This is a genomic window from Chrysosporum bergii ANA360D (genome assembly GCF_029891735.1).
Classification (GTDB): Bacteria; Cyanobacteriota; Cyanobacteriia; order Cyanobacteriales; family Nostocaceae; genus Umezakia; species Umezakia bergii.
Genome location: NZ_JANQDH010000069.1, coordinates 1 through 14,987, shown reverse-complemented (window position 1 = coordinate 14,987; position 14,987 = coordinate 1). Strand labels below are relative to the sequence as shown.

11 protein-coding genes and 3 pseudogenes are annotated in these 14,987 nt (G+C 40.9%); 8 read left to right on the top strand and 6 right to left on the bottom strand.

Going from position 1 to position 14,987, the window contains the following annotated elements:
- Together NWP17_RS10300 and murG are read left to right on the top strand one after the other, a co-directional pair.
- The coding region (locus NWP17_RS10300) for an RNA-guided endonuclease InsQ/TnpB family protein (RefSeq protein WP_280654818.1) at positions 1-841 on the top strand (841 nt) is incomplete at its 5' end.
- A gap of 44 nt (positions 842-885) precedes the next feature.
- Entirely contained in the window at positions 886-1,965 is a 1,080-nt protein-coding gene (gene murG / locus NWP17_RS10295) for an undecaprenyldiphospho-muramoylpentapeptide beta-N-acetylglucosaminyltransferase (protein WP_280654817.1), read from the top strand.
- Positions 1,966-2,173: 208 nt separating this feature from the next.
- Here murG and NWP17_RS10290 read toward each other — a convergent pair.
- A pseudogene (locus NWP17_RS10290) lies at positions 2,174-2,947 on the bottom strand (sensor histidine kinase); the annotation flags it as partial.
- 451 nt (positions 2,948-3,398) lie between these two features.
- Here NWP17_RS10290 and NWP17_RS10285 point away from each other — a divergent pair.
- On the top strand, positions 3,399-4,334 hold the full coding sequence (locus NWP17_RS10285) for a cobalamin-binding protein (protein ID WP_280654816.1): 936 nt from the start codon (positions 3,399-3,401) through the stop codon (positions 4,332-4,334).
- Positions 4,335-4,369: 35 nt separating this feature from the next.
- Here NWP17_RS10285 and NWP17_RS10280 read toward each other — a convergent pair whose 3' ends face one another.
- The gene (locus NWP17_RS10280) at positions 4,370-5,086 is read right to left on the bottom strand and encodes a class I SAM-dependent methyltransferase (protein WP_280654815.1); all 717 of its coding nucleotides are present in this window, start codon (positions 5,084-5,086) and stop codon (positions 4,370-4,372) included.
- A 340-nt stretch (positions 5,087-5,426) separates the two neighbouring features.
- Between NWP17_RS10280 and NWP17_RS10275 the strand changes: the two genes are divergently transcribed.
- On the top strand, positions 5,427-6,479 hold the full coding sequence (locus NWP17_RS10275; RefSeq protein WP_280654814.1) for a hemolysin family protein: 1,053 nt from the start codon (positions 5,427-5,429) through the stop codon (positions 6,477-6,479).
- Positions 6,480-6,502: 23 nt separating this feature from the next.
- Here NWP17_RS10275 and NWP17_RS10270 read toward each other — a convergent pair.
- Together NWP17_RS10270 and NWP17_RS10265 are read right to left on the bottom strand one after the other, a co-directional pair.
- A pseudogene (locus tag NWP17_RS10270) lies at positions 6,503-6,649 on the bottom strand (RNA-guided endonuclease TnpB family protein); the annotation flags it as partial.
- A gap of 17 nt (positions 6,650-6,666) precedes the next feature.
- Positions 6,667-8,955, bottom strand: coding sequence for a RelA/SpoT family protein (locus NWP17_RS10265; protein WP_280654813.1), 2,289 nt, complete (start codon positions 8,953-8,955; stop codon positions 6,667-6,669).
- 287 nt (positions 8,956-9,242) lie between these two features.
- On the opposite strand from NWP17_RS10265, the gene patD reads away from it, so the two are divergent.
- Complete coding sequence (gene patD / locus NWP17_RS10260; RefSeq protein WP_280654812.1) at positions 9,243-9,596, top strand: heterocyst frequency control protein PatD; 354 nt, start codon at positions 9,243-9,245, stop codon at positions 9,594-9,596.
- A 72-nt stretch (positions 9,597-9,668) separates the two neighbouring features.
- Positions 9,669-11,348: a dipeptide ABC transporter ATP-binding protein gene (locus tag NWP17_RS10255; protein WP_280654811.1), complete on the top strand. Its 1,680-nt coding sequence runs from the start codon at positions 9,669-9,671 to the stop codon at positions 11,346-11,348.
- A gap of 75 nt (positions 11,349-11,423) precedes the next feature.
- Here NWP17_RS10255 and NWP17_RS10250 read toward each other — a convergent pair whose 3' ends face one another.
- Positions 11,424-12,335, bottom strand: a complete 912-nt coding sequence (locus NWP17_RS10250; RefSeq protein WP_280654810.1) for a hypothetical protein — start codon at positions 12,333-12,335, stop codon at positions 11,424-11,426.
- 226 nt (positions 12,336-12,561) lie between these two features.
- Here NWP17_RS10250 and NWP17_RS10245 point away from each other — a divergent pair, with 226 nt between their 5' ends.
- Positions 12,562-13,050 (top strand): GNAT family N-acetyltransferase, encoded by a 489-nt coding sequence (locus tag NWP17_RS10245; RefSeq protein WP_280654819.1) that lies wholly within the window; start codon positions 12,562-12,564, stop codon positions 13,048-13,050.
- Between the two features lie 36 nt (positions 13,051-13,086).
- Here NWP17_RS10245 and NWP17_RS10240 read toward each other — a convergent pair whose 3' ends face one another.
- Positions 13,087-14,268: an FtsW/RodA/SpoVE family cell cycle protein gene (locus tag NWP17_RS10240; protein WP_280654809.1), complete on the bottom strand. Its 1,182-nt coding sequence runs from the start codon at positions 14,266-14,268 to the stop codon at positions 13,087-13,089.
- A 395-nt stretch (positions 14,269-14,663) separates the two neighbouring features.
- Here NWP17_RS10240 and NWP17_RS10235 point away from each other — a divergent pair.
- Positions 14,664-14,987: pseudogene (locus NWP17_RS10235) on the top strand (ATP-binding protein); the annotation flags it as partial.

Below are 14,987 nucleotides of genomic sequence, written 5' to 3'. Positions count from 1 at the left end.
GTTTACTAAGCAGGGGTTTTCGATAAAAGATGGAGTAGTGTACCTAGCCAAAATTGGGAATATCAAACCCATTTGGTCAAGAGACCTACCATCTCAACCTAGCTCAGTTACAGTGATTAAGGATGGTGCTAACCGTTATTTTCTCAGCTTCGTTGTAGAAGTTGAACCCAATATTACTGTTGCCAAAAACCAAAGCATAGGTATTGATTTGGGACTAAAGACTTTTGCCACAATGAGCAATGGAGAAAAAGTTTTAAGCCCTAGCTACTCAAAACATGACCGCAAGAGTCGTAAGTGGCAGCGAAAATTAGCGCGTCAACAAAAAGATTCAACAAGAAGAAACAAGACTGGCATAAAGATAGCTAAATTACACAACCGTATTTCTGATACCAGGAAAGATTTTTTACATAAGCTATCAACCAAAATAGTTAAGGATAACCAAGTAATTGTTTTGGAAGACTTGAATGTGTCAGGAATGCTCAAAAACCGGAGACTATCTAGGGCGATTAGCGGGCAAGGGTGGCGGCAATTCAGAACTTTTTGTCAGGCTAAATCTGAGAAACTTAAAAGGGATTTCCGAGTAATTAACAGATGGGAACCTACTAGCCGGATTTGCTGTGGCTGTGGGTATCCTTGGGGCAAGATTGATTTGTCTGTTCGCTCAGTGTTGTGTTTAAATTGCAATACTCTTGCAGACAGAGATGAGAATGCTGCTAAGAATATAGAAATGGTCGGCATGGGGCATCGGCACGACCTAAAATGGACAGGGAGTGACTGTAAGACTGTTTCGGCAGCGAGTTACTGTGAACTGTCAAGAATCACCGACCTTCAAAGTCGGTGAGTATGTCAACTTAGATAACCTAGGCGCTAAATGGTAGAGTGTTGATGGCAAACGCACGGATAAAATTATTAATGGCTGCTAGTGGGACTGGTGGACACTTGTTTCCAGCTATTGCACTGGCTGAGAAACTGCCAGATTATCAAATAGAATGGCTGGGTGTCCCGAATCGTTTAGAAACTCAACTGGTTCCCAAACAGTACCCCTTGAATACTATTGCAGTGGAAGGGTTTCAGCAGGGGTTTGGATTGTCAACACTACGCATCCTGGGACGGCTTATGGCTGCCATTTTGGAAGTAAGACATATCCTCAAACAAGGTAAGTTTCAAGCTGTAGTCACTACGGGGGGTTATATTGCTGGTCCTAGTGTTATTGCAGCCCGTTCCCTGGGTTTACCTGTGGTTTTTCATGAATCTAATGCCTTACCCGGTAAAGTTACCCGATTTTTTAGCCCCTGGTGCAGTGTGGTTGGTTTAGGATTTGCCGAGGCTAGTAAGTATTTACCTCGTGCTAAAAATGCCCATGTGGGTACTCCGGTGCGTTCTCAATTTTTAGGTGAAGGATTGAATACATCACTGGATTTACCCATTCCTGATGGTGTGCCTTTAATTGTGGTTTTTGGTGGTAGTCAGGGGGCGGTGGCTGTGAATAAATTAGTGCGCCAATCTGCTGCTGCTTGGTTTGATGCAGGTGCTTATATGGTACATTTAACAGGCGATCGCGATCCTGAAGTAGATAGTCTTCACCATCCCCAATACATAGCATTACCATTTTATAATAATATGGCGGCATTGCTCAGACGAGCCAATTTAGCCATTAGTCGGGCTGGTGCTGGTAGTTTAACAGAATTGGCGGTGTGTGGAACCCCGTCCATATTGATTCCCTACCCCTTTGCGTCCGAAGACCATCAAACATACAATGCTAATGTATTTACTCAAGCAGGCGCAGCTTTAACTTTTCGGCAATCAAACTTAACAGCCGACACGTTGCAAACCGAAGTTGTAAATTTATTACAATCACCCACAAAGTTAGCCCAAATGGCGGAAAATGCCAAGGCGATCGCCATTCCTGATAGTGCAGAAAAGTTAGCGGCTTTAGTGCGTGAGATAGTAGAAATTTATGGATAATTGCAGTTTATAGCGTTATGTAATAATTAGCATAAACAAGCCTTGATATTTCGGTCAGAATTGATGAGGGTGAACTGAAACACGATACAGCAATTTATTGGTTTCGTGTGTTAAACACAGGTGATGTGATTGAAGTGTTAGATGTTATAGATAACAAATACATCTCCTTAGAAGAATGGAGAGCGCAATTAAAAGGTTAGCCCCCTATTCATAATTTCAAATGTTCATGAGTTTTATCTGGTATAAACAGGGTGAATTGACTACCTTCATTTAATCTAGAGACTACTGTTACATCTCCACCATGTAACCTGGCTAACTTGCGGGTCAAAGCTAAACCCAAGCCACTACCCTCATACTGGCGATTTAATCGACTATCTAATTGTCGAAAAGGTTGAAACAAAAATTGAAACTGATTCTCATCAATCCCAATACCAGTATCTGCAACTGTGAAATTAATCCCAGTAGGCACTTTTTTTACTGTTAAACATACCTGTCCTGTGGGTGTAAATTTAATGGCATTGGTTAAAAGGTTGAGTAACATCTGTTGAATGCGCCGGGGGTCAGCAATACACACGTCAGCTTGTGCATCAATTTCACATATTAATTTTAATCCCTTTTTAACAGCGCGATCGCGTATTCTCGATAAGACGGAATTACATAGCCCTGATACTGAAAAAGGCATTAGATATAATTCTTCTGTACCTGCTTCTAGATGAGATAAGTCCAAAATATCATTAATCAGTGATAGTAGACTTTCCCCACTGGAATATATATGATTGATATATTCCTTTTGTTTATCATTTAAGGAGCCAACTATTTCTTGTTGTAGCAACTGAGACAAGCCCATAATTGCATTGAGAGGTGTTCGCAGTTCATGGCTCATAGTTGATAAAAATTCACTTTTTAAGGTATCAACCGCTTCTGCTGTTACTTGAGAACCACTTAATTTTAACTGCCTTGGTTTTTTCTCCATAAAATCCTCAATAAATCCTCAATAATTGCCACAAATAATTCAGCTTCATAGATGATCTAATTAAGTAGACATAAATAGATACAACCGTGAATGGTTGTATCTTTAATAAATTGCCTACCCTACGGTATCCTACGCAAATAAGGGATGAACAGGAAAGTTTTGCAGAAGAGTAAAAAAATAGCCGGGTAATTAACAAGTTCCCAGCTTCTAGACATCTATAGCGAATTTTGCCAAAGTGAGGTACATCTTTAGCCCGCAAGATGCCTGCAATACAAAATTTATATCATTTGCATTTGTATCTCACGTGTTTAAGAAATCCTATATACCAAAATAAATCATTACTAATTAACCATATAAATACTGACTAAGAGCGCCGTCGCGCATTCACCTAGAGAAAGATACTCTAATAGTTAAAGTTTGTAAGAATCGAAATAAGAGCAGAGGTTATGGAGGTAATTCAATGGCAAATCAGGCAAATCATAGTGTGAGGATTGTTTCTTTGATTCCCGGTGGAACGGAAATTTTAGCCGCTTTGGGACTGACCGATCAAATCGTCGGGCGATCGCATGAGTGTGATTACCCTCCAGAAATCCACAATCGCCCTGTTTGTACCCAAGCAAGGGTGAACTCTCATAGACCAAGCCGGGAAATTCATGATGATGTCAACGATTTGTTGCAATCTGCCTTGAGTATCTATGATATCAAAATAGATATTTTAGAGAAATTGCAACCCACCCACATTATCACTCAGGACCAGTGTGATGTGTGTGCGGTTAGCCTGGCGGAAGTAGAAAAAGCCGTGGCTACCCTCATCCACAACTCACCTCAAATTATCTCCTTAAAACCCAACCAGCTGGAGGATGTTTGGCAAGATATAGAGCGAGTTAGTAATATCTTTGGTGTAGACTCAGTGAAGGTATTAGAAAATTTAGAAGCTCGGGTCACAATTTGTCGGCGAAAAATCCAAGGGTTGTCCTTAACAGAGTTACCCAGAGTGGCGTGTATTGAATGGACAGACCCGTTGATGACAGCAGCTAATTGGATTCCTGAACTGGTGGATTTAGCAGGAGGTCAATCACAGTTTAGTGTTACAGGTCAGCCCTCTAGTACTCTTTCCTGGGAAACCCTGTTAAAGAACAACCCAGATATCATCATTTTTATGCCCTGTGGCTATGATTTAAACCGGACTCGTCAAGACGCAAAATTATTCACTCAACGTCCAGATTGGCAAAAACTTCACGCATCCCAAAGTGGTAGAGTTTATATTGCTGATGGTCATGCTTACTTTAATCGTCCAGGTCCACGACTAGCAGATTCTATAGAAATTTTGGCAGAAATTTTGCATCCAGAAATTTTTGATTATGGCTACAAGGGAACCGCTTGGGACACTATCTGAGATGGTAATTGATTGCCTTTCTACCACAGGGAGTTTTAAAGCCAAGCACTAAACACAGCTAAACCATAATATTTCCAAGGTACTGCCACAGTCTTAAATCCAGATGTGGTCAGCATTTGCAAATGAGCATCTAAAGTAGCCAGTTGGTCTTGGCTAGAGTGTCCTTGCTGACTACTACTGCCAAGTTTAGCCCGAACTGCTGTTAAACTAGTTCCTTGTTGGGCTGCCCATTCTTGTCGTGCTGTCTGGTAAATTTCTTGTAATATAGGTGACTCTGGTAATATGGGGTCTGCATTACCAAAATAACCACCCTGGTTTAGACTGGCAGCGATTCGTTGAAATAATTTGAGCTTCATTTGATCATCGAGATGGTGAATTGCCAAAGATGACACACAGGCATCGAATTCGCCACCTATATTCAATTTTTCTGGGTTTTCTGCCCATTCGCCAAAATCTGCTTGTATACCAGTCCACTGTTTTTCATATCCAGCAGATGAAATTTTCTGCCCGGCATACTCTAACATTCGAGGTGAGTAATCTACAGCCAGAACTTGAGCATCGGGAAAACGCTGGAAAATTTTCAGGGTCAGTTCCCCTGTACCGCAGCCTAATTCTAAAACACGGCTGGTTGTGGTGGGAACACACCGAGTAATTAGCTCCAACATTTCATCATATCGGGGTAAGAGTTGGCGAATACCTTTGTCAAAATCCGCAGTATTGGCGAATACTTCTCCGGGAAATATTTGTTGCATGAGAATTTCTAGAAATCATCATATAGATACACACTACTCAAGCATAACTTTGGTAGCTATAGGACTAGTATTTGATTTTTGAAAAAACTCCGTACACCTTATTTATTTTTCCCTGTTGTTTCGCTCCACTAGTAATTTCAGCAATGAAACCCAGATATTGCTAAAATGAGACAATCATACATATATTTAGTGATTACTAATGCAGCACGGCGGAAATAAACCCCCATAAAAAACCGTATAATACCTGAGAAGAGGATGCTTTTGACTCTTAATTTTTCCATTTTCACTTCTGCCCAGTAGTATTAGCCCCAAAATTTTCTTCCCATAGTTGGGAAACTATATGTTACAGCTTGTAATAACTGTTGTTGTTGTGATCCTAGGTTCAGCGATTTGTTCTGGCACGGAAACGGCTTTGTTTTCGGTTTCTCCCCTTAGAGTCAGGCAATTAGCACAATCAAATAAACCTTCAGCCGTGGCACTGTTGGCGATTCGGGAAAATATGAATCGACCTATTGCTACCATTGTCATTATGAACAATATTTTTAATATTGTTGGCAGTATTATTACAGGTAGTGTTGCTAGTCAAGTATTAGGAGATACTTGGCTTGGTGTATTTTCGGGAATGTTTACTTTCTTAATTATCATCTTTGGGGAAATAATTCCTAAGACTATAGGAGAGCGCTATTCTGAACAAATCTCCATATTAGCGGCTTTACCTGTGACGGGACTTTCTCTAGTTTTCACACCTTTAGTGTGGATTATAGAAAACTTGACTGCACGCTTTTTTAAAACTAAGAAACGACCCACAACAAATGAGGCGGAAATTAAGCTGCTGGCGAATATTGGTCAACAAGAAGGAATTATTGAAAGGGATGAGGCAGAAATGATTCAACGGGTATTTAGATTAAATGACGTTACAGCAGCAGATTTGATGACACCACGCATCATGTTGACATATTTACGCGGTAATCTAACTCTGGAGGCAGCAAAACAAGATATTATTTCTTCTCAACATACCCGGATTATAGTGGTTGATGAGTCTATAGATCAAGTAATTGGATTTGCCTTAAAGCAGAATTTACTTACAGCCATGGTTGAGGGTAAAAACCAAGAAAAAATTGCTAATTTAGCTCGCAAAGTTCACTTTGTTCCGGAGATAATTAGGGCGGATAAGTTAATGAAAAATTTTATTGCAGCACGTGAACATTTGGCTGTGGTGGTTGATGAATATGGAGATGTGGCTGGTGTTGTTACTTTGGAAGATGTGCTGGAAGTAATTACTGGTGAAATTGTGGATGAAACTGATAGAACAGTTGATTTACAAGAAATTGCCCGGAAAAAGCGAGAAAAAATGTTGCAGTCTATTCATGTTCTTGACACTCCCCACGCCTAAAGGCGGGGGATTCCAGGGTCACTGACGTTCCTTATTAGCTCTACAGGATAAGTATGGATATCCCATTTACCTAATAATTTGAGTTCACTAATACCTTTTTTATCAGTGAATGTTATGCGGCGTTTTATTGGGTGTAACTTCCAGCCTGACACTTTGTACTCAACAGAACGGCTATTGTCTAAAGCCATTAGCTCTGCTCGCAGTTGATATTTCGGTCAACAACGCGACGGATATTTAAAATATCGCTCATTTTTTTGATTTGACAAAACACTTGCTCTAGTTGCAAGCGATCGCGTACATCTATCCCCAAGTCAATCAACGCAGGTTGACCAAGGGAAGTTTTTACCTGTGCATGACGGACGTTGATCCCCTGGTCACTCAACCGGGATAAAATATCTTTGAGGACTCCCACCCGGTCAAGGGCTTCGATTTGGACATTCACAGGGTAGGACTGATTACGGCTAATATGTTCTGTGGCTAAATTCCAACTAACAGGTACTAATCGCTCATACTCCACAGTTTCCAAATTATGGCACCCTTGGCGATGGATGGAAATCCCCCGACCTCGGGTAACCACACCAATAATTGCTTCACCTGGTATAGGGGTACAACACCCAGCTAAGTGATAAACTAATCCTTCTACACCAATAATGGGGGAGTCACCAGGGCGTAAACTAGCGGGGGGTGCTTCTCGCAAAGCTTTTGATGTACTTGCTTCTTTTGGGCTAAATAGGGGAATTACGTTATTAGGTTGTTCTCCCTTAGCTACTTCTCGCCAACGATTGAGGACTAGGTTGAGAGTAATTTCACCGTAACCTAAATTGGCAAGTAAATCTTCTACACTGTGGTAATTACATTTTTCCGCCACAGTTTGCATTGCTTCTGATTTCAGCAAATTATCAAAACCAGTTTTACCCAGTTCTTTTTCTAATAATTCTCTTCCCCTGGACACGTTTTCATCCCGGCGCGATCGCTTGTACCATTGTTTAATCCGGTATTTTGCTGCTGAAGTCCTGGTAAAGTTCAACCAGTCTAAACTGGGGTGGCTATTCTTTTGGGTAATAACTTCTACAATTGCGCCATTTTGCAACTCCGTTGATAACGGTACCATGCGACCATTTACCCGCGCCCCTGCACAGTGATTCCCCACTTCTGTATGAATATGATAAGCAAAATCTATACAAGTAGCACCAGGACTCAAAGCGATAACATCCCCCTTGGGAGTGAAGACATAAACATCATCTTCAAATAAATTGTCTTTGACGCTATCAAGATATTCTTGAGCATCTTTGAGATCACTTTGCCATTCCAGCAGATGCCTTAACCAGGTAAATTTTTCCTCTGCCTTGGTTAATTGGCTAGTAGAACCACCTGTTTCTTTGTACTTCCAGTGGGCAGCAATGCCATATTCAGCCACATGGTGCATTTCTACAGTACGAATTTGGATCTCCAGAGGACGACCACTCAGCCCAATTACTCCAGTGTGAAGCGACTGGTAACGGTTGGGTTTGGGCAATCCAATATAATCCTTGAATCTAGAAGGAATAGGGCGAAAAGTATCATGAACTACTGCCAAAGCTCGGTAACATTCCTCATTGGTTTGGACAATAATCCGCAGGGCTGCCAAATCGTAAATTTCATGAAATTCTTTTTGCTGCCTTTGCATTTTTTGATAAATGCTGTACAAATGCTTGGGGCGACCGCTAATATCTTGACAGTCAATCCCGGCTTGCCGCAAACGTTCGCGCAAAATATCCGTGGTTTTGGCTAATTTCTCTTCCCGGGCCGCTCGTTTTTCAGAAACACAATCTTGGATTTCCCGAAAAGCTTCTGGTTCCAGGTATTTAAAGGACAAATCTTCTAGTTCCCATTTTATCCGCCACATTCCCAAGCGATTTGCTAACGGGGCAAAAATGTCTCTGGTTTCTTGGGCTGTACGGCGACGGCTAGATTCTGACATATATTGTAAAGTTCGCATATTATGCAAACGGTCTGCTAATTTCACCACAATTACTCGGATATCCTGGGCCATTGCCAAAAACATCCGTCGGAAGTTTTCCGCCTGTCCTTCAGTTTTACTGGTGAAATTTATTTTGGAAAGCTTAGTAACACCTTCAACTAATCGGCGGACTTCAGGACCAAAGTGTTCTTCTATTTCCTCCCCAGTGACACTTGTATCTTCAATTACATCATGCAGAAACCCAGCTGCTACCATAGCAGGACTCCCCCCCAAATCTCGCAGCAATCCAGCCACGGCTACAGGATGACTAATATACAGTTCTCCCGATTTGCGGTATTGACCCTGGTGTAGTTGATAGGCAAATTCAAAGGCTTTACCAATTAAGACTTCATCAGTGTAGCCTTTGTCTGCTGGGGGTTCGCCTTTATATGCTGATGATTCTTGTAAACATTTTTGAAGCCATTCCGGAAGGGCGAGATCGGTGGTGGAATTTACAATAATACTGCTACTGCTCATACAACGAGAATTAGAGGTGATCGGTGAATAACTGAGTGATGAAGGCGACAGATAGCATAATGGGTGGGAAATGCTATCTGTGAGAGATGAGTGGTAATCCCAAATAATTTTTAAGTGCCTGTAGTAACTATCCATACTAGGATGCTAAAATCATAAGGCGTAAAGTCCATTTATTGGGAATCAAACCTCAAACTACGATTTGAGGCTGATGCTTTAAATAGGAAGTTAAGAAAGTTGATTGTAAAAGATAATTTTCTTGAAATTAATACTATCTTAACTAGCACTCTATGTCTGTAAATTTGGAAAAATATCGGACACTAGCAACTTTGCTTGAGCAACTACACTCCCATCTCACTGCTACCGAAGTCAATACACCACAACTGCGAAAGGAGGTAGCCTGTTTGCAGCAAGTGTTTCGCCAGGAGATTGTCCCTTTGCCTGATGGAGGTTCGGGGGTACAATCTTATCGGACAGAGATCAGTAAGCAGCTGCGTTTGTTGGAAGTTGATGTTATGTTTCTTCAAGGATCGCGGCAAGCATCCACTGCCCAGGAAAGAATAAAGAGCATCAGCGATCGCCTAACAACTATCATTCAATACTGTGAGGCTATTCTCCAGCAAGAAGGAGTGCAGGAAAAATAATAATTCTTTACGTTTGGCCCTACTGTCTTTCCCCTTTCTTTGCCATCAGAACATATCGGTAAAAAATAATATATGAGTCAAGCTTTATTTTCTATAGAAAATCTGCGTGTTGCTTATCCTCACTCTGACCATGAGTCCACAAGTTGGGCGGTTGATCATGTGTCTTTAACCTTACAACCAGGGGAAAGAATGGGTTTAGTGGGTGAGTCTGGTTGTGGTAAATCAACTTTAGGAAGGGCTGCAATGCGCTTGTTACCCCCCTCTAGTCGTGTGGAGGGGCGGGTGACATTTCGGGGAAAATGTGTGTTTGATTTAATGCCTAATGAATTACGGAAATTTCGGGGGGAAGCTATAGGCTTAATTTTTCAAGATCCCATGACACGCCTTGACCCGTTAATGACAATTGGTCAACACTGTATGGAAACTCTTCAAGCCCATTCACCACATTTATCAGCCGGGGAAGCTAAAGCACAGGGGATGGCCACTTTAGCAAAGGTGAATATTCCCGCCAGTCGCTGGTATCAGTATCCTCATGAATTTAGCGGTGGAATGCGCCAGCGGGTAGCCATAGCTTTGGCTTTACTTCTTAAGCCTAAGTTAATTGTGGCTGATGAACCCACCACCAGTTTAGATGTCACTGTCTCTGCCCAAATTCTACAAGAGTTAACTCGGCTATGCAGTGAAGAAAATATGGCGCTGCTGTTGATTTCTCACGATTTGGCTATGGTGGGGGAATATTGCCATCGCATTGGTGTTATGCACCAGGGTAAAATGGTGGAAATAGGTAGTACTGCTACAGTATTGAGACAACCTCAACATGAATACACGCGATCGCTATTAAAGGCTGCTTTACATCTTCAAACCATAGATGATCAAAGTCAAGAGTTAAGCAAAGGCAATCAAGAACCAATTTCTTCATCTCCCATACTGCGTATCACAGAACTACAGCAGCACTACACTATAGAAGGAAATTTTATTCAAAGGATCTGGAATAAACAGCAGGAGACCATTAAGGCTGTAGACGGCATTAACCTAGAATTATATCGAGGAGAAATATTCGGATTAGTTGGGGAATCAGGTTGCGGTAAAAGTACACTGGGAAAAACAATATTACAACTCATTCCTCCCACTGCGGGTAAAGTTGAATTTTTAGGACAAGATTTAACTAGTTTATCCCAGAGGGAAATTCGTTGTTTACGGCGACAAATGCAAATGATATTTCAAGACCCCCATGCTTGTCTTAATCCTGTAATGACAGTGGGAGAAAGTATAGCAGACCCGTTATTTATCCATAATCTTGCTGATACACAAAAAGCCACATCACAAGTTTTATGGATGCTAGAAAAGGTAGGATTAACACCGCCAGAACTTTATTATGAACGTTATCCGTCAGATTTATCTGGAGGACAACAGCAGCGAGTAGCCATCGCCAGGGCTTTAATTACTCGTCCTCAACTTTTGATTTGTGATGAACCTGTGAGTATGTTAGATGCTAGTGTACAATCACAGGTTTTGGATTTAATGTTAGCACTAAAAGCAGAATTTGACCTAACATACCTGTTTATTACCCATGACTTATGGTTAGCGCGGTTTTTGTGCGATCGCATTGCTGTGATGCACAATGGTAAAATTCTTGAGCTAGGTGAAACAAAACAGATTTTTAGCCATCCTCAACACCCCTACACTAAAACATTACTAGCAGCAGCCCCTCTGCTGGTACGTCTTGAGGATGAAACACTTCCCAACTCCTGATGTGGTTCGTTCATATTTTATAATGGATCGACTTTTCACCATCTGCAATTACTTGAGCGCATAATTGCTACACAGCTATGAAACAGGGAATTTATTTTTAGCTTCTCTTGTACCGTATAGTTCCACAAATCTTTGAAACAGTAGCATACTCGACTGATTAGAAAATTTACCTAACTTGAATAAACGCTCAATGTTGGTATCAGCTAAATGGCGTAGATAAGGTAAATCTTCGAGTAAAGTTAAACAAGAAGCAAAATGTAAGAGTATTTGCAGCAATGGTTTAGGCCAATTTAAATCGCTGTAAATATCTATAAAAAACTGATGTTCCTTATCGTTTAAGGGGAAGGCCTGAAAGATCACAATTATTCTTTTATGATTGTAAACTGGGATACTTAACTCAATTGTATAAGGGGTGTGTAAAATTAAATCTACCTCTACAATGGGTTTTCTCCAAATTCTCAGAAGACTGGTAGAAGAATCTAACATGGTTTTAAATTTGATAATTCCACCAATATTAGTTGGCTGAAAATCACTGACATTGAGAATTTTTAAATTACTGAGGCTGAAATTATGAACCGTTTCTAAATGTTTCAAGTTCAACAGATGATAAATTTGGCATAGGTAAGGAAAAGGTAGAATATACTCTTGGCTGATCATATGACGTTTTTTTAACGCCAACTTATGGCTTTGAGTGGGAGATAAGTTTTCCTCAGATTGATTATGTTTAACATCAGGTTTCAAATATAGCCAACTTAAAAAAAACAAGGTTGTAGTGAAAAGATGGAAAAATTCTAAACTAGATAAATAGCCATCAGCAAAGGAATTTAAACTTTTATCGGCTATTCCCAAAAGCCAACCAGGAATACCCAACCACCAAACTCCGGTTTTAAATTGACTAACAAATACAGCCACATCTAATTCTAAAGCCGAATCTTGCTCATGACTATCTTGAGAAATTTCGGTTTTTTTAACTAAATTATTAGACATAATAATTTAAATCTAAATTTAAATTTTCTAGACTACTAGATTAATCCTAGATATGGCTGATAAAAATGACCTCTACCTTTGGTGTAAACAAAATATTCAATAGTTATAAAATAGCTAATAATTACCAACTTAATTTGTACCTTGAAAACTCAAAAAACACCACAAACTTGATTTTTTTTGGTATGATATGAAGTATTTTCGCCAACCTTCTTTCCTCAAGCCAGCAATGACTATCCGCCATGCGAATGAAACTGATTTATCGGCAATAGTGGCAATTTATAATGCAGCTATACCCAGTCGCCAAGCAACAGCAGATTTAGAACGGGTTTCTGTACAAAGTCGCCGGGCTTGGTTTCAAGAGCGATCGCCTTCACAAAGACCAATTTGGGTGGTAGAAGTAGAAGGGATAGTTGTGGGCTGGCTGAGTTTTAAATCGTTTTATGGGCGACCAGCTTATGATTCCACCGCCGAAATTAGTATTTACATCGCTCCCTCTGTCCATCAACATGGTTTAGGAAGCCGACTTCTAGCCCAAGCAATTACAGAAAGTCCTAATTTACAGATAAAGACTCTTTTGGGCTTTATCTTTGCTCATAATCAACCTAGTTTAAAGCTGTTTGCTAAGTTCGGGTTTCAACAGTGGGGATATTTACCGCAAGTTGCAGAACTTGACGGTATAGAACGAGATTTAATCATTATGGGACGGCGAATTTAAGAATTTAAATTCTTAATTTAAATTCAGAATTTAAATTTAAAGCTTTGATTTTTTCTCGAACATCCGCGGCTTCCGCAGTGGTACTATCTCAGCTTCGCTACTCTCTCTGGCTACCCGAATTAACAAAGCGACACCCACTAAGCTGGAGATCATGGAATTACCACCATAGCTAAACAAGGGTAAAGGTAAGCCCGTTGTGGGTAATGCACCTGTGGCAACTGCAATGTGCAGCAGTGATTGCCCTATAACTACGGTTGTGATGCCAATGGCTACTAATCTATTAACTAAAGTTTTAGCTTTTAATGCCACAACTAAACCTAGGGTAGCAAATAAAGCTAAAAGTAGCAACAATACAATACTACCAACAAACCCGAATTCTTCGGCGAACACAGCAAAAATAAAGTCTGTGTCCTGAATAGGTAAATAAAACAACTTTTGCTGGGAAAGCCCAAACCCAGCCCCCCAGGTTTGACCAGAACCGACTGCTAGCAAACTTTGTACTAATTGGTAACCGTCACCAGTAGGATCACCCCAAGGATTGAGGAATGACATTACCCGTCGGCGCTGATAGTCTTTTAGGCTGATACTAATTAACCCTAATATAATTCCGCCTAACGCTGTTCCTCCCAAATATTTATAGGGCAATCCGGCAGCTAAGGCAATCAACCAAATAGTCATCCCACACAGTGCGGCTGTACTTAAGTTAGGCTGTACTAAAATTCCTAACACTACTAAACCCAAAATACCCAGCCAGGTTAAGCGAACAGTCCAACTCAACTTCTCCCACTGTCCAAACACTCGCGCAGTTTGCAAGACTAAAAAGGGTTTAATTAATTCTGAGGGTTGTAAGGGAATTGGTCCAATAGCTATCCAACGTGCTGAATCAAAGGCTTTTCTGCCTAGTCCTGGTATTAACGTCGCAAAAATTAGCAGCAAAAACACTGCTATAAACCAATGACTATTAGCCAAAATTCTCCGTAAGGGAAGATTTACGACAATATTAAACCCAATCAAAGCAAAGAAAACCCAGCCTAGTTGGCGCTTAAAATAGTAAAGTCCGTCACCTTGACGAGCATCAGCTACAGCATAAGATGCGGAAAATAAGATGATTAAGCCCACAAACAGCCAAATAAATGTTAGCCAGCGCAACAACCGCGCTTCTAATGCCCAAGTGGAAACGGTGTCATCAAAAATTGGAATCAGCAAACGTAGATTCACGATTAGCTACAAGTAATAACTCACAATTTATAACTCATAATATAATCTACCGCTTGGACAACACGTTTAATATAAGGGGCATGGGGCATCGGTAGGACTTTAAACGGACGGGGAGTGATATCATGTCCAGCCAATATTCCAGCCAAGGTTGTGTTACCGCAAGATTGGGGTTGGCATCTGCATCAGCAGCGATCGCCGCAGCATTCAATGTAGAATAGGTAGGGGTTTAGAAAATACCGATCTGATATACCCCCCATGAGTGAGAGAACTACTACAGAAATTGCTGTTAGTCCCATGGGGAGAAATATTACTGTGATTCGGGGTTAGATTATTCATCAAGAGTAGCAAGCAGGATGCTGGCGTTACAATTGACTTATTCCCCATTAAAAAAAACAATGACTAAATGGTTTAATACAGCCGGACCTTGTAAAGCCGACATTCATTATATGTTACCCACCAGAGAGCGCTTACCCCAGTTAAAGCGACTCATAGATCAGCAAAATTATTTTGTCATCCACGCCCCTAGACAAACTGGAAAAACTACAGCCATGCTCACTCTAGCACAGGAACTTACAGTTAGTGGTGAGTATACTGCTGTTTTGCTGTCTTTGGAAGTGGGGGCGGTATTTCCCCATGATCCCGGTACTGCTGAACGTGCAATTTTAGACGAATGGAAGCAGGCTGTTAAATTTCGTTTACCCCCCACCCTACAACCACCC